The organism is Micromonospora coxensis (assembly GCF_900090295.1).
Classification (GTDB): Bacteria; Actinomycetota; Actinomycetes; order Mycobacteriales; family Micromonosporaceae; genus Micromonospora; species Micromonospora coxensis.
Map to the genome: position 1 here is coordinate 330,920 of NZ_LT607753.1, position 22,177 is coordinate 353,096.

The following is a 22,177-nucleotide window of genomic DNA, read 5'->3' on the forward strand; positions in this document are numbered from 1 at the left end:
ATCCGGAGGTGGCGCGCGGTCAGGGCGGCGGCACCGGCGCGCGCCTCCCGGGGGCGGGCTGCCGGAGGGCTGTCACCTGATGTCCGGTCTGACCTGCGGGATCCCGTGGCCGGGCCACCCCCGTGGCGGAATCGGCGGCGGGGTCGCGGCGTTGTACATGGCATAACCACCGGCGCTCCCCGCCCGGGACGCCATCCGCAACGGCCCCCGCCACCCGGCCTGCGGAATGCGGGCCCCGCCGGACGGGTTACATCCCCCCGGACACCGAGGCCCCGCCCCGGAATGCCGGCCCGGCCGGCTTGGTTACATCCCCCGGGACACCGAGACACCGGCCTGCGGAATGCGGGACCGACCGGATCGGTTACATCCCCCTGGACACCCGAGCAGGCACCGCCGCCAGGCGTCCCCCCCGGACCCCGCGCAGGCACCGCCGCCGGACCGTCCCCCTCGAACTTCCCCCCTTCGCGGCACACCCCCCAACGCGCGCTGCCGCACATCCCCCGACGCAGAAGGAGCATCCCCATGCGTACCGACATCCTGCGCAAGACCGCCCTGACCGCCCTCACCATCACCGCCACCACCGGCGGCATCGCCGCCCCCGCCCTGGCCGCCCACGCCGCCGACAAGCCCCAGGCCGAGCGCAAGCCCGCCACCGAGCGACAGCTCAAGGTCGACTACGAAGCCCAGCCCAACTTCTACTACTGCGGCCCCGCCGCCGCCCGCAACGCCCTCAGCGTCCAGGGCAAGGACATCGACGTCGACGCCATGGCCAAGATCATGGGCACCACCGAGAACGGCACCAACAGCATCAACGACATCACCCCCGTCCTGAACAAGGAAACCGGCAAGACCGACGCCTACCGCAGCGTCGAGATCAAGACTCCGAAGGCCGACACCAAGCAGACCGACACGATGCGCGCCGACATCGTCGCCGCCATCAACGACGGCCACGCCATCGTCGCCAACATCGCCGGCACCGCCACCGACACCAACGGCGACACCCACTCCTTCGAAGGCGGGCACTACATCAGCGTCACCGGCTACCGCGACAACGGCCACACCGTCACCATCACCGACTCCGCCAACCCGAACACCGCCAGCTACGAGATGGACATCGACACCCTCGCCGACTGGACCGCCACCCGCGGCTACGCCCACTGACCCACCACGACAAGGGCCGACCCCCACCCAGGGGTCGGCCTTTCGTCGTACCCGGGCGGGGCGGCGGCGGTGGGTGCGGCAGGATGGGGCCGTGGCGAGACGTACCACCCGTCGGGGTGTGCCCGGCGATCCGGGCCGGTCGTGTCCGTGCGGCTCCGGCCTGCCGTACGCCGACTGCTGCGGCCCGGTGCACCGCGGCGAGGGCACCGCCGGCACGGCGGAGGCGTTGATGCGGTCCCGGTACAGCGCGTTCGCCGTGGGCGACGTCGACTACCTGCTGCGCAGTTGGCACTCCTCGACCCGGCCGGCGCGGCTGCGCCTCGACCCGGGGCAGCAGTGGACCCGCCTGGAGATCGTGGACACCGAGCGGGGCAGCCTCTTCGACAGCACCGGCACGGTCACGTTCCGGGCCCACTACCGGGAGGCGGGCCGGCCGGGGACGCTCGACGAGCGCAGCCGTTTCGTCCGCGAGGACGGCCGCTGGGTCTACCTCGACGCCGAGCCCGGCTGACCGGCCCGCCCCGGTCCCCCGCCGGGACGGCCGGCCACCGTCACCCGGCCGCCCCGGCTCTGCCCGCCACGGCCGGCGCCGGCTGCCGCGCGTCCCGGGAGGTCAGCAGCCAGACCACGACCGCGAGGTACGGCACGGCCGCCACGACGAAGGCGGTGGCGTTGCCGGAGACGCCGGCGAGCAGCCCGTACCCGCCGTAGACGGCGATGATGGCGAGGTCGGTGGCCATCCCGGCGGCGGAGGTGACGGTGGCGCGGCTCGGGCCGGTGATCCGGGCCTGGAGCCGGGCGTCGGCCAGTACGGTGGCGATCTGGAAGGCGCCGAAGGCGACGCCGAGCAGCACGAATCCCGCCGGATGCCGCAGTCCCGCCCCGACCGCGAGCGTCACCGCGGCGACGAGCAGCAGGGCGGCGTAGCCGCGGGTGCCCAGCCGCTCGGCCGGCGCGGTCAGCAGCCCGCCCAGGGTCACCCCCAGCCAGGTGAGCAGGAGCAGCAGCGGCACGGTCGACTCGGCGACGCCGGTGTCCCGGGCCAGCAGCGGCGTGTACTCGTCGAGGGCGCCCCAGACGGTGGCGACCGCCGGCACCAGCAGCAGCGCGGCGCGTACCCGCCGGTCGGCGCGGGCCTCGGCCAGGCCGGCGCGCAGGCTCGCCAGCCAGCCCAGGTCGTCGCCGTCGTCGCCGTCCACGTCGGGCGAGGCGGTGGCGCGGTGCTCGGGCAGCCGGGTCGCGACGGCGGCGGCGAGCAGGCAGGCCAGCACGCTGGCCGCCCCGACGGCCGGGTAACCGCCGAGGGCGAGGACCGGACCGGCCAGGCCGATCGAGGTGAGCGCCCCGAGCACCCCGGCGGTCTTCGCCCGGCCCATGGTGCGGGCGTAGCGGCCGGCGGCGTCGAGGCGGTCGAGTTCGGTGAAGACCAGCGCCTCGAGCGCGCCGGAGCCGAGCGCGCCACCGGCTCCCCAGAGGACGAAGCCGACGGCGAACGCCGGGTACGACGGGAGCAGCACCCACAGCGCGTAGCCGGCGCCGGCCAGCAGCGGCGCGAGGCAGAGCAGCAGGCGGCGGGAGACCGCGTCGGCCCAGGCGCCGGAGGGCACCTCCAGCAGGATGCTGGTCGCCGACCAGACGACGAAGAGCGACGAGATCTGCCCGACGGACAGGCCGGTGTCGCTGAACAGCAGCGCGTAGAGCGGATAGAGCAGGATGAAGTCGGACAGGAACGCGTACGCGTAGAGCGTGCCGGCCAGGCGACGGACGCGGGGATCGGGCACGCGTGCGGAGACGGTGGTCATGGGGGCCTTTCCACGGGACCGGACGGACGCGGGACGTACCCGTCGCCCGGTGGTCCGCGGCAGCGGCCCTCAGGGGCGGATCAACATCGCCAGGTCATGAGCCGATGCTAGCCCGCGCCGGAGCCGGCCGGGGCCCCTGGACACGCGAAGACGCCGGCGGGACGGGACCCGGGTCGGGTCCCGTCCCGCCGGCGTCGGCGGACGGTCAGCGGCGGAACTTCTCCGCGTCCGCCGCCGGGATGACCACGGTCGCCTCGACGTCGTCGCGAGCCGGCTCGTCGTGCCCGGCCGTCGCCTGCGGGGGCACGACCGGGCTCGCCGGGCGGGTGGTGTCGGCGTACGGGGTGACCGGCGGGGTCGGGCCGGACCCGTCGGGGCGCGGCACCACCTGAGTGGCGTCGGCGTCGTCGGCACGCGGCACCACCTGGGTCGCGTCGGCGTCGTCGCCCCGGGTGGCCGGGTACGCGCCGAGGTGGGCCTGCACGTCCCGCTTGCCGGCCTGGTACGCCCGCGCGTGGGTGGCGATGACCTGCGACTCCTGCTCGGCGCGGGTCAGCCAGGACTCCCAGCGGTTCTGCATCGGGCGGACCAGTCCGCCGCCGACCCCGACGACGAGGATGCCGCCGACGGTGGCGAGCACCGCGATCAGCACCGGGGTGGTGACCGCGGTGGCGACGCCGATCTGGTTGAGCGCGGCGATGACGCCCAGCCCGAGGATGAACACCGAGGCGATGTTGGCCAGCACCCGGCCGTACGAGAGGCCACCGAGGGCGCTGGAGATGATGTCCTTGACGGCGGTGGCGATGGCCGCGGCGACCACCACGATGACGATCGCGACGAAGGCGCGCGGCAGCCAGGCGATGACCCCGGCGATCAGGTCGGAGATCGGGTTGGGCCCCCAGATGCCGAAGGCGAGCTGGAGGGTGACCAGCAGGACCCCGTAGTAGGCGAGCTTGGCGACGATGTCGCTGGCGTCGTACCGGGAGCGGGCCAGGGCGGTCTTGATGCCGCCCCGTTCGACCGCCTTGTCGAAGTGGATCCGCTCCAGCACCTTGTCCACGAGCTTCAGCACGGCCTTGGCGATCAGCCAGCCCACCACGAGGATCGCCACGAAGGCGAGCGCCTTGGGCAGGAAGAGCATCACGGCGCGGAGGGCGTCACCCACCGCGTCGCCGACGTTGTCTCTCATACGGACCCTCCACACGGTCGAATCGGTCGGCTGCGGACCTACCCGAACCCGTCCGTGCGGAAACGCTCGTCAGGATCCCCGGCAGGCGTAGGTCACCTCGGTGCGGGCCTGGTGGGGTGAGGGGTCGACGATGTTGACGGTGGCGGTCTCCCGGGTGGTGCCGACGCCGCTGAACGCCCACTTCAGGGTGAGGGTGACGGTCTTCTGTCCCCAGCCGACCCGCTCGCTGAGCAGCGCGCCGGGCGGGGAGCCGGAGCGCAGCCACTGGTACTCGATCACTCCGGCCCGGCCGTTGGTGCGCACGGTGGCGACGACGTCGACGGTCACGTCGCACCGGTCCCCGGCGGGGCTGGGCACGGCCACGGCCACCTCGGTGATCTCCAACGGGTCGAGCCGCTGCCACAGCCAGAGGCCGACGACGAGCACCAGCGCGACGGTGAGCAGGGCGGAGAGCACGGAGACCACCCGCCGCCACAGCGGTCGACGGCGCGTCGGGGGCGCCGCCGTCGGCCAGGCCGGCGCGGGTGGCGGCGTCGTGGGCACGCCGGGGCCGAACCGCACCTCGCCACCCGCCCCGCCCGGGGGCACGCCCCGGCCGGTCGCCGTCACGCCGCCGGCCCGTCCGCCGGGTGCCGTCGGCACGGTCAGGGCGGCGGTGGCCTCGGGGTACGCGGCGCCGGTGCGCGCGGTGGTTCCCGCGGCCGTCCACGTCCCGCCGCCCGGTGCCGGCGTGGCCGGGCCGGGCAGGTGGACCGTCCGGTCCGTGCCGCCCAGGTGGACCGTCTCGTCCGTGCCGTGCAGGTGCACGGTCTCGTCCGTGCCGCCCAGGTGGACCGTCCGGTCCGTGCCGTGCAGGTGCACGGTCTCGTCCGTGCCGCCCAGGTGGACCGTCCGGTCCGTGCCGTGCAGGTGCACGGTCTCGTCCGTGCCGCCCAGGTGGACCGTCTCGTCGGTGGGGTGGGGGGCGGCCAGGTGCACGGTCCGGTCGACGTCGGGGAACGCCGTCGTGGCGTCCGGGTCCACCGCTGGACCGCCGGTGCCGAGGGAGACCGTCCGGTCGGCCGGGCCCAGGTGGACGGTGCCGTCGTCGGGCCCCGCTCCCAGGTACGCCGTCGGCTCACCCGCCGACAGGTGGGCGGTGGGCTCACCCCGCTCGTCGGGTCTGGTCATCCGCGCCCACCTCCGGTCGGGAACTGTCGCATCCTCGGGGCTCCTAGCCGGGCGTGCAGTACGAGGTGAGCGACACGTACTCCGGCCCCGCCGGCGCGGAGGCGTTGCCGGCGACGTCGACGGCGACGACCTCGACCGGGATGCGGGTGCTCGACTTCGGGGTCGGCAGCTCGCCCAGCGTGCCCCGGTAGACGCCGCCGCCGACGTGGGTCATCCGGACCGTGTGGCCGGTGCCCTGCAGCACGTACCGGAAGGAGACCCGCAGGTCGGCGTCGGCGGTCCGGTCGTCGGAGGCGGTGGCGGTGACCGTGCTGACCTGGGTGCCGTACGGGCATCCGCCCGGCTCCAGCAGACGGGGGCTGACGTCCAGTTTGCCCACCGACGGCGCCGTCACGTCCGCGGGCGGGGGCGGGCTGGTGCTGGGCGACGGCGGCGGCGTGGTCGGCGGGCGGGAACGGGTGGGCGTCGCCGTCGCCGACTGGGTCCGGGTGGGCGAGGCGCCGGCCTCGGACGGGGTCGGGGTGGGGATCGGCGTCGGGGTCGGGCTGGGCGACACGGCGGTGATCGGCGGCGCGGGCACCGGCTCCGTCGGGCCGAACGAGGTGGCCGCCGACGCGCGGGGCGCGGACGTGCCGTCGGCGAGGGCCAACGCCGGGGCGTGCCGGGAGGCGTAGCTGAGGCCGGCCCCGCCGAGCAGCAGGGCGGCGACCAGGCCGCTGCCCAGCAGCGCGGCCCGGGCGCTGCCGTGCCGGGGGAACAACCGCCCGATGCCGAGACTCGTGTTCGCCACGCTGGTGGCGCCGCCGACGCCGTCGGGGAACGGGAAGAGCGCGGCCAGCAGCGCGGCCCGCCGGGCCAGCTCGCGCAGGCCCCGCTCCTCCCAGTCCTCGCCGTACGCGGCGACGGCGGTCTGCTCCAGCTCGGCGAGGAAGACCTGCGCGGGCTGGGGCCGCTCCGTCGGACGCTTGGCCATGCCGTGGCGGAGCAGGCCGTGCACCGGCTCCGGCGCGGGGTCGGTCGGGATGGGCGCCTGGGCGTGCTGGTCGCGCAGGGTGAACAGGTCCTTGCCGTCGTACGGCGGGCGGCCGGTCAGGCACTCGTAGAAGGTGGCGGTGGCGGCGTAGATGTCGCAGGCCGGGCTGGGCGGCGCTCCCGTCCACTGCTCGGGCGCCATGTAGCGGGGGGTGCCGCTGACCGAGCCGCCACCGTCGCGACCCATCGGCACGGCGATGCCGAAGTCGGCGAGCTTGCTGTGCCCCTCGACGTCGACCAGCACGTTCTCGGGCTTGTAGTCGCGGTGCACCACACCTCGGGCGTGGGCGGCGGCGAGACCGGCGAGCGAGCCCTTGAGCACGCAGAGCGCCGCCTCCGGCTCGGTGGGGCCGTGGGCGCGCAGCATCTGCCGCAGCGACACCCCGTTGACCAGTTCCATCACGATCGCCGCGCCCTGCGGCGACTCGGCGTACTCGTAGAGCCGGGAGATGTGCGGGTCGTCGATCTCGACGAGCAGCAGCGCCTCGTCCCGGAACGCCGCGCGGAACGACGGGTCGTCGCCGACGGAGCTGGTGAGGTACTTGATGGCCACGGGCACGCCGCTCGCGTCGTGGGTGGCGAGCAGGACGCGCCCGGACGCGCCGGCGCCGAGTTGCCGCACGGGCGTGTAACCGGTCAGCTGCCAGTCGGTGCTCACGCGGCGGTCCCCCCGGTCTGCCGGAGGTGGTCAGGGATCAGGGCCACGCTGATCATTCTCGTCCCCGCGCGCAACCCGGCCATCGGCGCAACGGTTGTTTCCCGGCGTACGGACAGCCGTCATGGCCGATGGGTTTCGGACAGCGGACTTGACGTCGGAGGTCCGGGGCGCCGCTGTCGACCGGAGTCCGGTCGACGGCGGCGGGCGGGGGCGGCGCTCAGGCGGCGGCCCGGTCGTGTGCCGGGCGCCGGCGCAGCGTGGGGTCGGCGATGGCCGGCGGCCGCCACACGCCGTCGGGCGGGTAGAGGTTGGCGCCGGGCGGCACGATCGCGTCGATCCGGTCCAGTGTGGCGTCGTCGAGGGCGAGGTCGGCCGCGGTGAGCAGCCCTCGCAGCTGCGCGACGGTGCGCGGCCCGATGATCGTGGAGGTCACCGCCGGGTGGGCGGTGGTGAAGGCCAGCGCGAGTTCGGGCAACGTGCGGCCGAGTTCCTCGGCGAGGGCGCTCAGCTGTTCCACGGCGTCGTACTTCGCCGCGTTGCCGGGCAGCGTCGGGTCGAAGCGGGCCGGGGTGAGGGCCGGGCGACCGCTGGTCAGGTCGACGGGCCGGTCCTTGCGGTAGCGGCCGGTGAGGAAGCCGGAGGCGAGCGGGCTCCACACCAGCACGCCCATGCCGTAGCGCTGGCAGACGGGCAGCACCGCGGACTCGATCTGGCGGGCCAGCAGCGAGTACGGCGGCTGTTCGGTGCGGAACCGGCCCAGCCCCCGCCGTTCGGCGACGTGGTGGGACTCGACGATCTGCTCGGCGGGGAAGGTCGAGCAGCCGAACGCGCGGATCTTGCCGGCACGCACCAGGTCGCCGAGGACGCCGAGGGTCTCCTCGATGTCGGTCTTCTCGTCGGGCCGGTGCACCTGGTACAGGTCGATCCAGTCGGTGTCGAGGCGGCGCAGGCTCTCCTCCACCGCGCGGGTGATCCAGCGCCGCGAGTTGCCGCTGCGGTTGCGCCCCTGGCCCATCGGGAAGTGCACCTTGGTGGCGAGGACGACGTCGTCGCGGCGGCCCCGCAGCGCCTTGCCGACGATCGTCTCGGACTCGCCGGACGAGTACATGTCGGCGGTGTCGACCAGGTTGATCCCCTGCTCCAGCGCCTCGGCGACGATGCGGCCGCACTCGTCGTGGTCGGGATTGCCGACGGACCCGAACATCATGGCGCCCAGGCAGTACGTGCTGACTTCGATGCCCGTGCCGCCCAGGGTGCGGTAGCGCATGAGTGTGGTCCCCTCGTCGACGTCCCTCGTGCCGTTGCCGGGGACGCTACGACCTCCAGCGCACTCGAAGTCAACCGCGCGGATCCGGGCCGCCGTCCGACGGCGGCGGCCCGGACGGGGTACGACGGGCAGCGCTCAGCGGTGGCCCTCGCGGCGGTGCCCGTCGCCGGGGACAACCGGCACGGCCGGCTCGGTGGCCGCCGGCTCCCGGGCGCCGCGGGCGACCTCGTCGAAGAACCGCAGCAGCTCCACCGGGAAGGGCATGACCAGGGTGCTGTTCTTCTCCGCCGCCACGTCCACCACCGTCTGCAACAGCCGCAGCTGGTACGCCCCGGGCGTGTCGGCCATCGCCCGGGAGGCGTCGGCGAGCCGGCGCGACGCCTGGAACTCGCCGTCGGCGGCGATCACCCGGGCCCGGCGCTCCCGTTCCGCCTCGGCCTGCCGGGACATCGAGCGTTTCATCCCCTCGGGCAGGGAGACGTCCTTGACCTCGACCCGTTCGATGAGCAGCCCCCACGGCTTCTCCGTCGGCGCGTCGATGACCGCCTTCAGCTCGGCGTTGACCTTGTCGCGGTCACCGAGCACCGTGTCGAGGTCGGCCTTGCCGATCACCGACCGCAGGGCGGTCTGCGCCACCTGGAGCACCGCCGACGGGTAGTCACGCACGTTGACCAGGGCCTTCACCGGGTCGACGACGCGGTAGTAGACCACCGCGTCGACAGTGAGGGTGACGTTGTCCCGGGTGATGGCGCCCTGCGCGGGCACCCCGATCACGGTGGTCTGCATGCTGACCCGCACCATCCGGTCGGCGATCGGGACGATCAGGTGCAGACCGGGTTCGCGGATGCGGTCGAGCACCCGGCCGAAGCGGAACACGATCCCCCGCTGGTACTGCTGCACCATCCGGACGCTCAGCGAGAGCAGCAGCGCGACGACCGCGACGACGACGACCAGCCCGACGAATCCGGCGGCGGCTCCCATGGCACCCTCGCTCCCGGAGGCGTCCGCCTCCCGGCGCCGCGCATACCCGCGTCGGGCGCGGACAGTCGTCCGACCCGACTCGGGTCAGTCGGCGTCGGCCGCGCGCAGCGCGTCGGTGACGCGCTGGCGCATCGACCGGCGGCCCAGCGCCGCCAGGGCCTCGTCGACGAGCCGGCTCAGCGGGTACGACAGCTCCGCCTCGAAGCGGCGGGCGGCGGTCGCGGTGGCGGCCCACTCGGCGTCGAGGACGGGCAGCAGCGACTCGGCCCGGGCCGTGAGCCGGACGATGCGCTGCCGGGCGTCCGCGCCGGGAGCGAGGGTGACCAGGCCGTCCCTGGCCATCTGCGCCACCGTCTGACTCGCGGCGGAGTGCGTCACGCCGGTGAGTTCGGCCAACTCCCGGATGGAGCGCGGCCCACCGGCTGCCAGCGCGCGCACCACCGGGGTGTACCGGGGTCGGAAGCCGGGCAGGCCGAGGTCGGCGTAGACGGCGGCCACGTCGCCGTCGAGCAGTTCCAGCAGGTGTCGCAGCCGGGTGCCGAGCAGCGCGGGCCCGGCGGTGGGGTCGGGCACGTGCCCTAATATAACAGCGCTGTTGTATTTTCCCCGGGGAGGTCACCGATGGACGAGCTGTACCCGCCGATCGAGCCGTACGCGCACGGGATGCTGGACGTCGGCGACGGCAACCACGTGTACTGGGAGGTCTGCGGCAACCCGGCCGGCAAGCCCGCCCTGGTCGTCCACGGTGGGCCGGGCTCCGGGTGCGGCACCCGCGCCCGGCGCTACTTCGACCCGGCCCGCTACCGGGTGATCCTGTTCGACCAGCGCGGCTGCGGTCGCAGCACCCCGCACGCGGCCGACCCGGCGACCGACATGCGGCACAACACCACCCACCATCTGATCGCCGACATGGAACGGCTGCGCGCGCACCTGGGCGTCGAGCGCTGGCTGCTGTACGGCGGATCGTGGGGCTCCACGCTGATCCTGGCGTACGCCGAACGGCACCCCGAGCGGGTGTCGGAGGTCGTCATCGCCGCGGTCACCAGCACCCGCCGCAGCGAGATCGACTGGCTCTACCGGGGCGTGGGCCGGTTCTTCCCGCAGCAGTGGGACCGGTTCCTCGCCGGGGGCGGCGTCGGCCCCGACGGTGACGTCGTCGGCGCGTACGCCCGGCTGATGGAGCACCCCGACCCGGCGGTGCGGGAGCGCGCGGTCCTCGACTGGTGCGCCTGGGAGGACGCGGTGGTGTCGGCCGAGGGCGTGGGCAACCCGTACGGCGACCGGCCGTCGGCGGACCGGACCGCCCTGGTGCGCATCTGCGCGCACTACTTCGCCCACGGCGCCTGGCTGGCGGAGGGTGAGCTGATCCGCGAGGCCGGCCGGCTGGCCGGCATTCCCGGGGTGCTGATCCACGGCCGGCTCGACCTGGGCAGCCCGCTGGTGACCGCCTGGGAGCTGCACCGGGCCTGGCCGGGCGCGCAGTTGCACGTCGTCGAGGAGGCCGGCCACATGGGCACCGGGGCGACCCGGCGGCACCTGCTGGCCGCCTTCGACCGGTTCGCCGCCGGCTGACCGGCGGGCGGCTCCCGCCGGGCGAACGCGACGTCCGATCGCCGCCAGCGACCCCCGGTCGCCGCGAGGCAGAGTCGGACGGGCGGCCACCCGCGGCCGTGTCGACTCCCCGGAAGGCAGCCAGATGCACGTCGTGCCCGGCCTCAAGGTCCTCTACTTCGGAACGCCGGTGGTGCTGGTCAGCACCCGCAACCCGGACGGCTCCGCCAACCTCGCGCCGATGTCGTCCGCCTGGTGGCTGGGCGACTGCGCGATGCTGGGCCTGGGCGACAGCGCGCAGACCACGGCGAACCTGCGGCGCGAGGGCGAGTGCGTGCTGAACCTGCCCTCGTCGGCGATGGTGGACGCGGTCGACCGGATCGCGTTGACCACCGGCAGCCCGGAGGTGCCGGCGCACAAGCTCGCCCAGGGCTACCGGCACGAGCCGGACAAGTTCCGCCTCGCCGGGTTGACTCCGCAGCCGTCGGAGCTGGTGGCGCCGCCCCGGGTGGCGCAGTGCCCCGTCCAGTTGGAGTGCCGGCTGGTGGCGGCGCACCCGTTCGGCGGCAGCCCGTCGCACGCCACGGCGTTCCAGGTGCGGGTGCTGCGCGCGCACGTCGCGCAGAGCCTGGTCATCCCGGGCACGTCGTACGTGGACCCGGTCGGCTGGGATCCGCTGATCATGAAGTTCTGCGAGTTCTTCGGCGGTGGGCGCAACGTGCACCCGTCCCGGCTCGCCGAGGGCTGGCGGATGCCGCACCGGGGACGGATCGGGGCGGACGCCTGAGCGGTCCGACGGAACGGATCGACGCGGACCACTAGCGCGTACGGCACCGGTGGCAATATCCTCCACGTCACGCAGGAAACATGGAGCTACTTTTCACCGTCGTCACCAGTGCCGCTGCCGGCCGCCGAGGAGATGCCATGCACTTCGACCACCCTGAACTCGACCGCCGTACCCTGCTGCGGGCCGGTCTGGGCGCGGCCACCGTCGCGGTCGTCGGGTCCGAACTGGCCTTCCCGGCCGCCGCCCAGGCCGACCCGGGCGCGGACCTCGACTGGATCATCAGCTGCGACGAGTGGGGCGCCCGCCCGCCGGCGGACCCGCTGGTGATCAGCGCGATCCCCACCAACAAGATCATCGTCCACCACATGGCGTTCCCGAACGTCACGGACTACTCCGAGGCGCAGGCGATCAAGCTGGCCCGCGACTGCCAGAACCTGCACATGGACAACAACGGGTGGTCCGACACCGGCCAGCACTTCACCATCAGCCGCGGCGGCTACGTCCTGGAAGGACGCCACGGCAGCCTGGAGCGGCTGGCCGCCGGCGACCGGCAGATGGTCTCGGCGCACTGCCCCGGCGAGAACGGCCGGTCCATCGGCATCGAGAACGAGGGCACCTACGTCACCGACACCCCGCCGGAGGCGCTGCTGGACTCCCTGGTGGACCTCTGCACCACCATCTGCCGACAGTACGGGCTGCACGCGCACGACATCTTCGGCCACTGGGACTTCCGCACCACCCTCTGCCCCGGCGCCACCTTCTACCGCCTCTTCCCGGCCGTACGCCGACGGGTGTTCGCCAAGCTCGGCACCGACCTCGCCGATGTGCCGGCCCGCCGCTGGCCCGACCTGTGGCGCTTCGTCAGCTCCCCCGCCGTCCGGGTCGCCCAGTACCTGCTGGCGTACCGGGGCTACGCCGTCACGCCGAACAGCGCCTTCGACGCCGCCACCATCGCTGCGGTGCAGGACTGGCAGGCGCGCAACGGCATCCCGGTCGACGTCGACGCCACCCTCACCGGCCCCACCTGGGAGACCCTCGCCCCCGAGCTGGACACCGACGCCACCGGCCTGCCGGTGCAGGCGATCCAGTTCATGCTCAACTGGAAGGGCTACGCCGAGGTCACCGTCACCGGCGAGTACGACCACGCCACGAAGCACGCGGTGAAGGACCTCCAGCGGCTGCACGGGCTGCCGCGTACCGGCAAGGTCAGCACCAGCACGTGGTGCGCCCTGGTCGGCGGCATCGTCCGCCAGTCGTTCCGCCACCGCTGAGCGGGGACGGTCGGGGGCGGGCCGGGCCGGCCCGCCCCGCGTGACCGGCGGCTCACCGGGTGAGGCGGGCCACCGACCCCGTCTCCAGGGCAATCCACACGTCGCCGTCCGGCGCGACGACGATGCCGTGCGGCTCGCAGGCCGGCGTCGGCAGCGGGTACTCCTCGACGGCGCCCTCGGCGGTGACCCGCCCGACCCGGTTGCCGCCCCACTCGGTGAACCAGCAGCCGCCGGCCGGGTCGGCGGCGATCGCGTGCGGCCGGGCGGCCCGGTCGGGCAGCGGGTACTCGCGCACCGCACCGTCCACGGTGATCCGGCCGACCTGCCCGGCGCCGATCTCGACGAACCAGAGCGCCCCGTCGGCGGCGGGGGTGATGCCCACCGGCGCGGCCCCGGCGGTGGGCAGCGGGTGGACGGCGACCGTGCCGTCGGTGGTGATCCGGGCGATCGCGTGGGCCTGGTTGAGGGTGCACCAGAAGGCGTCGTCCGGCCCGGCGACGATCATCGACGGCATGCCGCCGGAGACCGGCAGGTCGACGTGGGTCAGCTCGCCGTCGGTGGTGATCCGGCCGATCCGGTCGGCGGCCAGTTCGGTGAACCACAACGCGCCGTCGGGACCGGCCGTGATGCCGTAGGGGCCCGCGTCGGGCACCGCGTACGCGGAGTGCGTGCCGTCGGGGGCGAGCCGGCCGATGCGGTGGTCGCGCATCCGGGTGAACCAGAGCGCGCCGTCCGGGCCGGTGGCGAGCAGGGCCGGGCCGCAGCCGGGGTCGTCCAGGTCGTGGCGGCGCACGTCCCCGTCGGTGGTGACCCGGACGATCGCGCCGGCGTGCACCAGGGTGCACCACAGCGCGCCGTCCGGGCCGACGGTGATCGCGTACGGGCCGGCGTCGGGCCCGGCCACGGGCAGTTCGGTGATGGTGGGTGGCATGTCGACTCCCGTCAGACGGTGGGTGCGGCGGTGAGCAGGCGGCCCTGGGCCATCGGCCAGGTGGCGCCCGGCCAGCGGCGGCGCAGACGGCGGTCGTGGCTGACCACGACCACCGCCCCCGGGTACGCCCACAGCGCGGCCTCCAACTCCTCGACCAGGCCGAGGGAGAGGTGGTTGGTCGGCTCGTCGAGCAGCAGCACGCCGGCCGGGGCGGTGAACAGGCGGGCCAGGCTGAGGCGCTGCCGTTGCCCGGTGGAGAGCCGCCCGACCGGCACGTCGAGCAGGTCGGGCGGGAAGAGCCCGAGCGACAGCAGCGCCGTCCGGTGCTGGGCGGGGTCACCGGCGCGGCCGTGCGCGTACGCGGCCAGCAGCGACTGCCCCGGACGGCCGGCGGGGACGTCCTGGGGCAGGTGACCGACCGGGACCCGCCGCAGCACGTGGCCGCTGTCGGGACGCAGGTCCCCGGCGAGGACCCGCAGCAGGGTGCTCTTGCCGGCGCCGTTGGCCCCGGTCAGCAGCAGCCGCTGCCCCGCCCGCACGGTCAGGTCGACCGGGTGCAGCCGGCCGGCGACGGCCACGCCGACGGCGTCGAGCAGCACCCCGTCCACGGGCGGGGCCGGCGGCGGGGTGAACCGCAGCGGCTGCGGCGGGGGCGGCACCGGGTCGGCCTCCAGGCGGCGCAGCCGCTGCTCGGCGTTGCGGACCCGGCCGGCCAGGGACTGCTGCACCCGCCCGCCGGCGCGGTCGTACGCCATCTTGTTGCCGTCGGTCATCGGGCGGCCGGGCGCGACCTCGCGGGCGGTGGTGGCGGCGGTGCGGCGCAGCCGCTCGACCTCCTCGCGCCAGCGCCGGTGGGCCTGGGCCCAGCGTCGCCGGGCGGCGGCCCGCTCGGCGAGGTACCCGGCGTAGCCGCCGCTGTGCCGGGTCAGGGCGTGCCGGTCGGCGTCGACCTCGATCAGGACGGTGGCGACCCGCTCCAGGAAGACCCGGTCGTGGGAGACGACCACGGTGGTGCCGCGCCGGCTGCGCAGGTGCTCCTCCAGCCAGCCGAGCGCCGCGTCGTCGAGGTGGTTGGTGGGCTCGTCGAGCAGCAGCACCTCGGCGCCGGCGGCGAGCACCGCGGCCAGGTGCAGGCGGGCCCGCTCCCCGCCGGAGAGGTCGCCGAGGCGGCGGTCCCGGTCGACGCCGGCCAGGCCGAGGCCGTGCAGGGCCCGCTCGACCCGGGCGTCGGCGTCGTAGCCGCCGCGCAGCTCGAAGGTGGTCGCCAGGTCGCCGTACTCGGCGAGCAGTCGCGGGTCGCCGGAGGCGAGCAGCGGCTCCAGCTCGCGCAGCCGGTCCCGCATGGTCCGCAGGTCGGCCAGGGCGGCGTCGACGGCCTGCCCGACGGTCAGCCCCGGCGGCAGCGGGGCGTCCTGCGCGAGGTGGCCGACGCCGCCGTCGGCGGTGACGGTGACCGTGCCGTCGTCGGGGATGTCGAGGCCGGCGAGCAGGCGCAGCAGGGTGGACTTGCCGCAGCCGTTCTCGCCGATGATCCCGGCCCGTTCGCCGGGGGCGACGGCGCAGGTCACCGCGTCGAACAGCCCGCGGTCGCCGTGGGCCTTGGTCAGGTCGTGGACGCTGAGCTGGGTGGGCATGCGATCTCCACGGGTCGGTGGTCGGGGCGACCGCGGCGGGGCGCGGCCGGCGGGACGATCACCTCACCGGAGCATCGGCGGCCTCCTTAAAGCGACGACTGTTGCTATAAGATCGTGCCATGGACGACTCGTCGCCGGCAACCCGGATCACCGATCCGCCGCCACCCGGGCCCGTACGGCGGCCCGGCGGGCGCAGCGCCCAGGTCCGCCGCCGGGTCCTCGACGCGGTCACCGCCCTGCTGGTCGAGCAGGGCTACGACGGGCTGACCGTCGACGCCGTCGCCGACCGCTCCGGGGCGCACCGCACCACCGTCTACCGGCGCTGGGGCGACGTCGGCGGGCTCCTCGCCGACGTGCTCGCCGAGGCCACCGGCGACGACTGGCGACCCCCCGACACCGGCAGCCTCGACGGCGACCTGACGGCCCTCAACCGGGAGGTGCACGAGGCGCTGACCGGTGACCCGCCGCTGACCGGCGCGCTGATCGCCGCGTCGTTCCGCTCCCCGCCGGCCGCCGAGGCGCTGCGCGCCTTCTGGGCCGACCGGTACGACCGCTGCGCGGTGGTCGTGCACCGGGCGGTGGCCCGGGGCGAGGCGCCCGCCGGGACCGACCCGCGCGCCCTGCTGGTCGCGGCGACCGCGCCCGTCTACCACGAGTTGCTCCTGCTGCGCAGCGACGCGGACGCGACGCTCGCGCGGCGGGCGGCCCGGACGGCGGCGCTGGCCGCGGCGGCGGGGGCGTTCGTCCCGGCGTGACCGGCGTGTACGCCCCCACCGCCACCCGTGCGGTGCGACGATGCGCTGGTCGACCCCGAGGAGGATGTCGTGACGTCGCAGCTCAACCCGTACCTGAACTTCGCCGGCAACGCCCGCGAGGCGATGCGGTTCTACCAGCAGGTGTTCGGCGGCGACCTGTCGCTGACCACGTTCGGCGAGTTCGGCACCACGGACCCGGCCGTCGCCGACCAGATCATGCACGGCCTGCTGCGTACCGCCGCCGGCCACGTGCTGATGGCCTCGGACATGCCGCCCGGGATGGAGCTGCGGCGCGGCAACGCCAACACCGTCTCGCTCAGCGGCGACGACGCCCGAGGAGAGCTGCGCCGCTGGTGGGACCAGCTCTCCTCGGGCGGGGTGGTCAGCGTGCCGCTGGAGAAGCAGATGTGGGGCGACGAGTTCGGGCAGTGCGAGGACCGCTTCGGCACCCCGTGGATGGTCAACATCAGCCAGCCGTCGAGCTGACGGACCGGTTTGACCGGCGGCGGGACCGGAAAGTGTGCCGGGCATGAAGTGGACCGGTCGAGCCGTACCCGTCGTCGCCGCCGCCCTCGCGGGCCTCGCCGCCCGCGACGTCCTCCAGCGCGACCACGCGCTGCTGCGCAACTTCCCGGTCATCGGGCGGGCCCGCTACCTGCTGGAGTCGATCGGGCCGGAGCTGCGGCAGTACATCGTGGCGGGCAACAACGAGGAGCGGCCGTTCACCCGCGACCAGCGGCGCTGGATCTACGCCTCGGCCAAGCAGGAGAACAACTACTTCGGCTTCGGCACGGACAACGACATCGAGTACACCCCCGGCTATCCGATCATCAAGCACCGCACCTTCGGCCGGGCGGTGCCGCCGTCGAACCCGACGGCCGGGCACGACGTGCGCCTGCCGGCGGCGAAGGTGCTCGGCGGGGCGCGCGGGCGGGCGAAGGCGTTCCGGCCGGAGTCGGTGGTCAACATCTCCGGGATGAGCTTCGGCTCGCTGTCCGGCAACGCGGTGACCGCGCTGAACAAGGGCGCGGCACTGGCGGGCTGCCTGCAGAACACCGGCGAGGGCGGACTGTCGCCGTACCACCGCAACGGTGGTGACCTGGTGTTCCAGCTCGGCACCGCGTACTTCGGCTGCCGGGACGCGCACGGCCGCTTCGACCTCGCCCGGCTCAAGGACCTGGTGGCCGGGGCGCCGGTGCGGGCCCTGGAGGTCAAGCTCAGCCAGGGCGCCAAGCCCAGCCTGGGCGGGCTGCTGCCGGCCGCGAAGGTGTCGGCGGAGATCGCGGCGACCCGGGGCATCCCCGAGGGCAGGGACTGCGTCAGCCCGTCCCGGCACGCCGAGTTCTCCGACTGCGACAGCCTGCTGGACTGGGTGGAGCTGCTCGCCGCCGAGACCGGCCTGCCGGTGGGCATCAAGTCCGCCGTCGGCGACCTCACCTTCTGGCAGGAGCTGACCACGCTGATGCGCGACACCGGACGCGGGGTGGACTTCGTGACCGTCGACGGCGGTGAGGGCGGCACCGGGGCCGCGCCGCTGATCTTCACCGACTCGGTGTCGCTGCCGTTCCAGCAGGGCTTCACCCGCGTCTACCGGACCTTCGCCGAGCGCGGGCTGCACGAGGACGTGGTCTTCGTGGGCGCCGGCAAGCTGGGCCTGCCGGACAACGCGGTCGTGGCGTTCGCGCTCGGCTGCGACATGGTCAACGTGGGCCGGGAGGCGATGCTGGCGATCGGCTGCATCCAGGCGCAGAAGTGCCACACCGACACCTGCCCCACCGGCGTCGCCACCCAGAACCCGTGGCTGGCCCGGGGCCTGGACCCGGCGCTGAAGTCGGTGCGCGCCGCCAACTACGTCCGTACGCTGCGGCGGGACCTGGTGAAGGTCGCCGAGGCGTGCGGGGTGGAGCACCCCGGGCTGATCGACACCGACGCCGTGGAGATCCTCGACGGGCGCACCTCGTCCACCCCGCTGCGCGAGGTGTACGGCTACCGACCGGAGTGGGGACTGCCGTCGGCCGCCGACCGGGCCGAGATCGTGGCGCTGATGACCGGCCAGGCGCCGCACGGCGGCAGCGCTCCCCCGTCGCCCACCGCCGTCGGCTGAGCCTCACTCCTCGATCGCGCCACCGACCGACCGCAGGTGCTCCCGGAACGTCAACGTCGGATCCTGCGCCCGCCGGGCCAGGTACGCGCCGAAGCCGACCTGCCGGCGCAGGGACACCCCGGAGCGGATCCGCTCGGCCTGCCGGCGCTCGGTGTCCCGGATCGACGCGGCGAGGTCGCACAGCTGCGCCGCCCGCGCCGCCGGCACGAAGAGCACTCCGTCGTCGTCACCGAGGACGACGTCCGCGCCGTCCACCGTCCACTGCCCCACCTCGGCCGACTCCAGCGCCTGCGGCGGGCGCGGGTCCAACCGCAGCGGGCCGGTCGGGGTCGCGCCGAGGCTGAACACCGGCAGCCCGACCGCCAGGATGTCGGCGGTGTCGCGGTGCAGGCCCCAGACGACGACCCCGGCCAGGCCGGCGGCCTGCGCCTCCAGCACCACCAGGTCGCCGACGCAGCTCTCGTCGGCGCGTCCGGCGTTGTCGACGACCAGCACGTCGCCGGGGGACGCCCGCTCGATCGCCTCCAGGAAGATGTCGACGCTGCCGACGTGCCGGGTCGGGACGACCCGGCCGGCCAGCCGTACGCCCGGGGCCACCGGCCGGACGGCGGCCGGCGCGCAGCGCACCGGCACCCCGGCGCGCAGGCAGGCGTCGGCGACGTGGGCGGTGGTCAGCGAGGCGAACCGCTCGCCCAACTCCCGCGGATCGATGCTCATCGCCCGACGGTAGAACGGCGCACCGCCCGGGTGGCGGTCCACTTCGCCACCACTGGCCTGCGCCGCGCTCCCCCGGCCGTCGGGGCGGTCAGCACGGCGGCGCGGCGGGCCACGAGCCGGCGACGGGGCGACCGGGCCACGCCGTGCCGGGTCCGCCGGCGGCCGTCACCGGCCGAAGGCTCGGGCGAGCAGGTCGGACAGGGCGGCCCAGTGCCGTTCGGTCGCCGCCTCGTCGTACACCGGGGTGTCGGCCATGGTGAAGCCGTGGCGTGCGCCGTCGTACCGCTCCGAGCGGTACCGCACGCCCGCCGCGTCGAGCGCCTTCTCCAGGGTGGCGATGTCGTCGGTGGTCATCGCCGGGTCGTGGTCGGCGTGGGCGAAGTACAGCTCGCCGGTGACCGCGCCGACGCCGAGGTGCGGGCTGTCCGGGGCGTCGGTGACGAGCCGCCCGGCGTGGAAGCTCGCCAGCGCGGCCACCCGGTCAGGGTGCGCCTCGATGGCGCGCAGCCCGTTCATCCCGCCCATGCAGTACCCGACGATCGCCGCCGGGCCGGGGGCGACCTCCGGCCGGGTGGCCAGGAAGTCCAGGTAGGCGGCGGTGTCCGCCGCCACCAGGTCCGGGGTCAGCGCGCGCATCAGCGGGGTGAGCCGGGCGAAGAGCGCGCCGCGCCGCGCCGGGTCACCGAGTTCGGAGAGCTCCACCAGCGGGGCCCGGCCGGCCCGGTGGAACAGGTTCGGCAGCAGCACCAGGTGGCCGTCGGCGGCGAGCCGCCCGGCCATCTCGACCAGCCGCGGTCGCGGCCCGAACGCGTCCATGAAGACCAGCACCGCCGGGAACGGTCCGTCCCCGTCCGGCCGCACCAGGTACGCGTCGGCCACGCCGTCGCCCACCGGCACGTCCACCGTCGTCGTCCGCACCACCACGACCTCCCTGTCCTCGCGCCCCGACGCTACCCGCGGCCGGCAAAACCGGTGGCCGCCGGCCGCGCCCGTCCGGCACGATCCCCCCGATGCTGATCAGACGTGAGACCCCCGCCGACATCGACGCGATCCGCGCCGTGCACACCGCCGCCTTCGCCGCGCCGGACGCCCCGGACGCCGTACCCGTCGAAGCCTCCCTGGTCGACGCGCTGCGCGCCGACGCCGGCTGGCTGCCCGCCCTCTCCCTGGTCGCCACCGACCCCGACGGGCAGGTCGTCGGGCACGTGGTGTGCACCCGCGGCACCGTGGCCGGCGAGCCCGTCGCGGTCGGCCTCGGCCCGCTCGGCGTGCTGCCCGGACGCCAGCGCGCCGGGGTGGGCTCGGCGCTGATGCACGCGGTGCTCGCCGCCGCCGACGCTGTCGACGAGCCGCTCGTCGTGCTGCTCGGGCATCCGGAGTACTACCCGCGCTTCGGGTTCCGGCCGGCGGTGGACCTGGGCGTGACACCGCCGGGACCGTGGGGGCCGCAGCACTTCATGGCCCGCCCACTGGCCGCCTGGCGGCCGACGATCCGCGGCGAGTTCGCGTACGCGGCGCCGTTCCGCAGCCTGTAGGACCTCACGTTCGGGCAGGTCAGGGCGGCGACGGTCGCCCGCCGTGCGAACATGTGTTCGTGTCGAGCGAGGCCAGCATCCTGCACGCCGACCTGGACGCGTTCTACGCGTCGGTCGAGCAACGCGACGACCCCCGGCTGCGCGGCCGGCCGGTCATCGTCGGCGGCGGCGTGGTGCTGGCGTGCAGCTACGAGGCGAAGGCGCGCGGGGTGCGCAGCGCCATGGCCGGCGGGCAGGCCCGCCGGCTCTGCCCGGACGCGGTGGTCGTGCCGCCCCGGATGGCCGCGTACACGGCGGCGAGCCGGGCGGTGTTCGACATCTTCCGGCGTACCACCCCGCTGGTGGAGGGGCTCTCCATCGACGAGGCGTTCCTCGACGTGGGTGGCCTGCGCCGGCTGGCCGGCCCGCCGCTGGAGATCGCCCGACGGCTGCGCGGCGAGGTCAGCGCGCAGGTCGGCCTGCCGATCACCGTCGGGGTGGCCCGGACGAAGTTCCTCGCCAAGGTGGCCAGCGGGGTCGCCAAGCCGGACGGGCTGCTGCTGGTGCCGCCCGACGGCGAGCGGGACTTCCTGCACCCGCTGCCGGTGGAGCGGCTGTGGGGCGTCGGCCCGGTCACCGCGGCGAAGCTGCGCGAGCGCGGCATCCGTACCGTCGGGCAGGTCGCCCGCCTCGGCGAGGCGACCCTGGTCTCGCTGGTCGGCGGCGGGGCCGGCCGGCACCTGCACGCGCTGGCCCACAACCGGGACCCCCGGGCGGTGCAGGTGGGCCGCCGACGCTCCTCGATGGGGGCGCAGCACGCCCTGGGCGGCGGGCCGAGGACCCCGGCGGACCTGGACGCGATCCTGTCCGGCCTCGTCGACCGGGTGGCCCGCCGGATGCGGGCGGCCGGGCGCTCCGGGCGCACCGTGGTGCTGCGGCTGCGCTTCGCCGACTACACCCGGGCGACCCGATCGCACACCGTGCGCCGGGCCACCGCGCAGACCGCCGTCCTGCTGGACACCGCCCGGACGCTGCTGCGCGCGGCGCTGCCCGAGATCGACCGCCGGGGCGTCACCCTGATCGGGGTCTCCGTCGGCAACCTGGACGACGCCCCGGTGCAGCCGGAACTGCCGTTCGTCCCGGATCCGGGCGCCGACCTCGACGCGGCGGTCGACGCGGTGCGCGACCGGTTCGGCTCCACCGCGCTGACCCGGGCCACGCTGCTCGGGCGCGATCCGGGGCTGGAGATGCCCCGGCTGCCCGACTGAGGCGGCTTTCCCCGTCCCGCCCCGTCGGGCATCCTTGGTGGATGGGAGAGGTGCTACCGATGCCCGGCTTCGGTGACCTGTTCACCGACACGCGGGGCGACGAGCGGACGATGCGGGTCAGCTACCACCCGGAACGGGCGGCCGTGGTGCTGTCGCTGTGGAGCGGAACGGTCTGCCGGGGATCCTTCCGGATGGCCGTCGGCGACGTGGGCCGGATCCGGGCGCTGCTGGCCGCCATCGAGGACGCCGCCGGGCCGGACGTCGGGGCCGCCGTCGAGGGCGCGGTGACGACGGAGGCGACCGAGGTGATCCAGACCGGCGACATCTCCGGTACGGCCCGACGGGTGGCGCTGCCGGCGGTCCCGACGCCCCGGGTCGCCTGAGC

22 protein-coding genes are annotated in these 22,177 nt (G+C 75.0%); 11 read left to right on the forward strand and 11 right to left on the reverse strand.

Features of this window, described 5'->3' with window-relative positions; genetic code table 11:
* Positions 1–522: 522 nt before the first annotated feature.
* Together GA0070614_RS01585 and GA0070614_RS01590 are read left to right on the forward strand one after the other, a co-directional pair.
* A complete protein-coding gene (locus tag GA0070614_RS01585; RefSeq protein WP_088974305.1) occupies positions 523–1,161 on the forward strand; it encodes a C39 family peptidase in 639 nt (212 codons plus the stop codon).
* A 91-nt stretch (positions 1,162–1,252) separates the two neighbouring features.
* Positions 1,253–1,672 carry a YchJ family protein gene (locus GA0070614_RS01590; RefSeq protein WP_088974306.1) on the forward strand — a complete coding sequence of 140 codons (420 nt, stop codon included), beginning with the start codon at positions 1,253–1,255 and terminating at the stop codon, positions 1,670–1,672.
* Between the two features lie 40 nt (positions 1,673–1,712).
* Here GA0070614_RS01590 and GA0070614_RS01595 read toward each other — a convergent pair whose 3' ends face one another.
* From GA0070614_RS01595 to GA0070614_RS01625, 7 genes are all read right to left on the reverse strand, one after another.
* Positions 1,713–2,963, reverse strand: a complete 1,251-nt coding sequence (locus tag GA0070614_RS01595; RefSeq protein ID WP_088974307.1) for an MFS transporter — start codon at positions 2,961–2,963, stop codon at positions 1,713–1,715.
* 205 nt (positions 2,964–3,168) lie between these two features.
* Positions 3,169–4,152: a mechanosensitive ion channel family protein gene (locus GA0070614_RS01600; protein ID WP_088974308.1), complete on the reverse strand. Its 984-nt coding sequence runs from the start codon at positions 4,150–4,152 to the stop codon at positions 3,169–3,171.
* A 69-nt stretch (positions 4,153–4,221) separates the two neighbouring features.
* Positions 4,222–5,322, reverse strand: coding sequence for a DUF3060 domain-containing protein (locus tag GA0070614_RS30030; protein WP_157744853.1), 1,101 nt, complete (start codon positions 5,320–5,322; stop codon positions 4,222–4,224).
* 43 nt (positions 5,323–5,365) lie between these two features.
* Positions 5,366–7,012, reverse strand: coding sequence for a serine/threonine-protein kinase (locus tag GA0070614_RS01610; protein ID WP_088974309.1), 1,647 nt, complete (start codon positions 7,010–7,012; stop codon positions 5,366–5,368).
* A 217-nt stretch (positions 7,013–7,229) separates the two neighbouring features.
* Positions 7,230–8,279 (reverse strand): aldo/keto reductase, encoded by a 1,050-nt coding sequence (locus tag GA0070614_RS01615; RefSeq protein WP_088974310.1) that lies wholly within the window; start codon positions 8,277–8,279, stop codon positions 7,230–7,232.
* 135 nt (positions 8,280–8,414) lie between these two features.
* A complete protein-coding gene (locus tag GA0070614_RS01620) occupies positions 8,415–9,260 on the reverse strand; it encodes an SPFH domain-containing protein (protein WP_088974311.1) in 846 nt (281 codons plus the stop codon).
* Between the two features lie 84 nt (positions 9,261–9,344).
* On the reverse strand, positions 9,345–9,833 hold the full coding sequence (locus GA0070614_RS01625; protein ID WP_197701393.1) for a MarR family winged helix-turn-helix transcriptional regulator: 489 nt from the start codon (positions 9,831–9,833) through the stop codon (positions 9,345–9,347).
* Positions 9,834–9,881: 48 nt separating this feature from the next.
* Here GA0070614_RS01625 and pip point away from each other — a divergent pair, with 48 nt between their 5' ends.
* The 3 genes from pip (at position 9,882) to GA0070614_RS01640 (ending at position 12,869) form a co-directional block, all read left to right on the forward strand.
* A complete protein-coding gene (gene pip / locus GA0070614_RS01630) occupies positions 9,882–10,832 on the forward strand; it encodes a prolyl aminopeptidase (protein ID WP_088974312.1) in 951 nt (316 codons plus the stop codon).
* Between the two features lie 124 nt (positions 10,833–10,956).
* Positions 10,957–11,598, forward strand: coding sequence for a flavin reductase family protein (locus GA0070614_RS01635; RefSeq protein ID WP_088974313.1), 642 nt, complete (start codon positions 10,957–10,959; stop codon positions 11,596–11,598).
* A 137-nt stretch (positions 11,599–11,735) separates the two neighbouring features.
* The gene (locus tag GA0070614_RS01640; protein WP_088974314.1) at positions 11,736–12,869 is read left to right on the forward strand and encodes a peptidoglycan recognition protein family protein; all 1,134 of its coding nucleotides are present in this window, start codon (positions 11,736–11,738) and stop codon (positions 12,867–12,869) included.
* 52 nt (positions 12,870–12,921) lie between these two features.
* Here GA0070614_RS01640 and GA0070614_RS01645 read toward each other — a convergent pair whose 3' ends face one another.
* Together GA0070614_RS01645 and GA0070614_RS01650 are read right to left on the reverse strand one after the other, a co-directional pair.
* Positions 12,922–13,800 carry a Vgb family protein gene (locus GA0070614_RS01645; protein ID WP_088974315.1) on the reverse strand — a complete coding sequence of 293 codons (879 nt, stop codon included), beginning with the start codon at positions 13,798–13,800 and terminating at the stop codon, positions 12,922–12,924.
* An 11-nt stretch (positions 13,801–13,811) separates the two neighbouring features.
* Positions 13,812–15,434, reverse strand: coding sequence for an ABC-F family ATP-binding cassette domain-containing protein (locus GA0070614_RS01650; protein WP_088974316.1), 1,623 nt, complete (start codon positions 15,432–15,434; stop codon positions 13,812–13,814).
* Positions 15,435–15,553: 119 nt separating this feature from the next.
* Here GA0070614_RS01650 and GA0070614_RS01655 point away from each other — a divergent pair, with 119 nt between their 5' ends.
* The 3 genes from GA0070614_RS01655 (at position 15,554) to GA0070614_RS01665 (ending at position 18,293) form a co-directional block, all read left to right on the forward strand.
* Entirely contained in the window at positions 15,554–16,189 is a 636-nt protein-coding gene (locus GA0070614_RS01655; protein WP_088974317.1) for a TetR/AcrR family transcriptional regulator, read from the forward strand.
* Between the two features lie 69 nt (positions 16,190–16,258).
* A complete protein-coding gene (locus GA0070614_RS01660) occupies positions 16,259–16,675 on the forward strand; it encodes a VOC family protein (protein WP_088974318.1) in 417 nt (138 codons plus the stop codon).
* Between the two features lie 43 nt (positions 16,676–16,718).
* Positions 16,719–18,293 (forward strand): FMN-binding glutamate synthase family protein, encoded by a 1,575-nt coding sequence (locus tag GA0070614_RS01665; RefSeq protein WP_088974319.1) that lies wholly within the window; start codon positions 16,719–16,721, stop codon positions 18,291–18,293.
* A gap of 3 nt (positions 18,294–18,296) precedes the next feature.
* Here the strand turns inward: GA0070614_RS01665 and GA0070614_RS01670 are convergent, their stop codons facing one another.
* Both GA0070614_RS01670 and GA0070614_RS01675 read right to left on the reverse strand, forming a co-directional pair.
* Entirely contained in the window at positions 18,297–19,010 is a 714-nt protein-coding gene (locus GA0070614_RS01670; protein ID WP_088979140.1) for an RraA family protein, read from the reverse strand.
* A 165-nt stretch (positions 19,011–19,175) separates the two neighbouring features.
* Complete coding sequence (locus tag GA0070614_RS01675; RefSeq protein ID WP_231933469.1) at positions 19,176–19,931, reverse strand: dienelactone hydrolase family protein; 756 nt, start codon at positions 19,929–19,931, stop codon at positions 19,176–19,178.
* An 89-nt stretch (positions 19,932–20,020) separates the two neighbouring features.
* Between GA0070614_RS01675 and GA0070614_RS01680 the strand changes: the two genes are divergently transcribed.
* The 3 genes from GA0070614_RS01680 to GA0070614_RS01690 are packed head-to-tail and all read left to right on the forward strand — an operon-like array spanning position 20,021 to position 22,175.
* Complete coding sequence (locus GA0070614_RS01680; RefSeq protein WP_088974320.1) at positions 20,021–20,545, forward strand: GNAT family N-acetyltransferase; 525 nt, start codon at positions 20,021–20,023, stop codon at positions 20,543–20,545.
* A gap of 59 nt (positions 20,546–20,604) precedes the next feature.
* Positions 20,605–21,792, forward strand: coding sequence for a DNA polymerase IV (gene dinB, locus GA0070614_RS01685; RefSeq protein ID WP_088979142.1), 1,188 nt, complete (start codon positions 20,605–20,607; stop codon positions 21,790–21,792).
* Between the two features lie 41 nt (positions 21,793–21,833).
* Positions 21,834–22,175, forward strand: coding sequence for a hypothetical protein (locus GA0070614_RS01690; RefSeq protein ID WP_157744854.1), 342 nt, complete (start codon positions 21,834–21,836; stop codon positions 22,173–22,175).
* Positions 22,176–22,177: the final 2 nt, after the last annotated feature.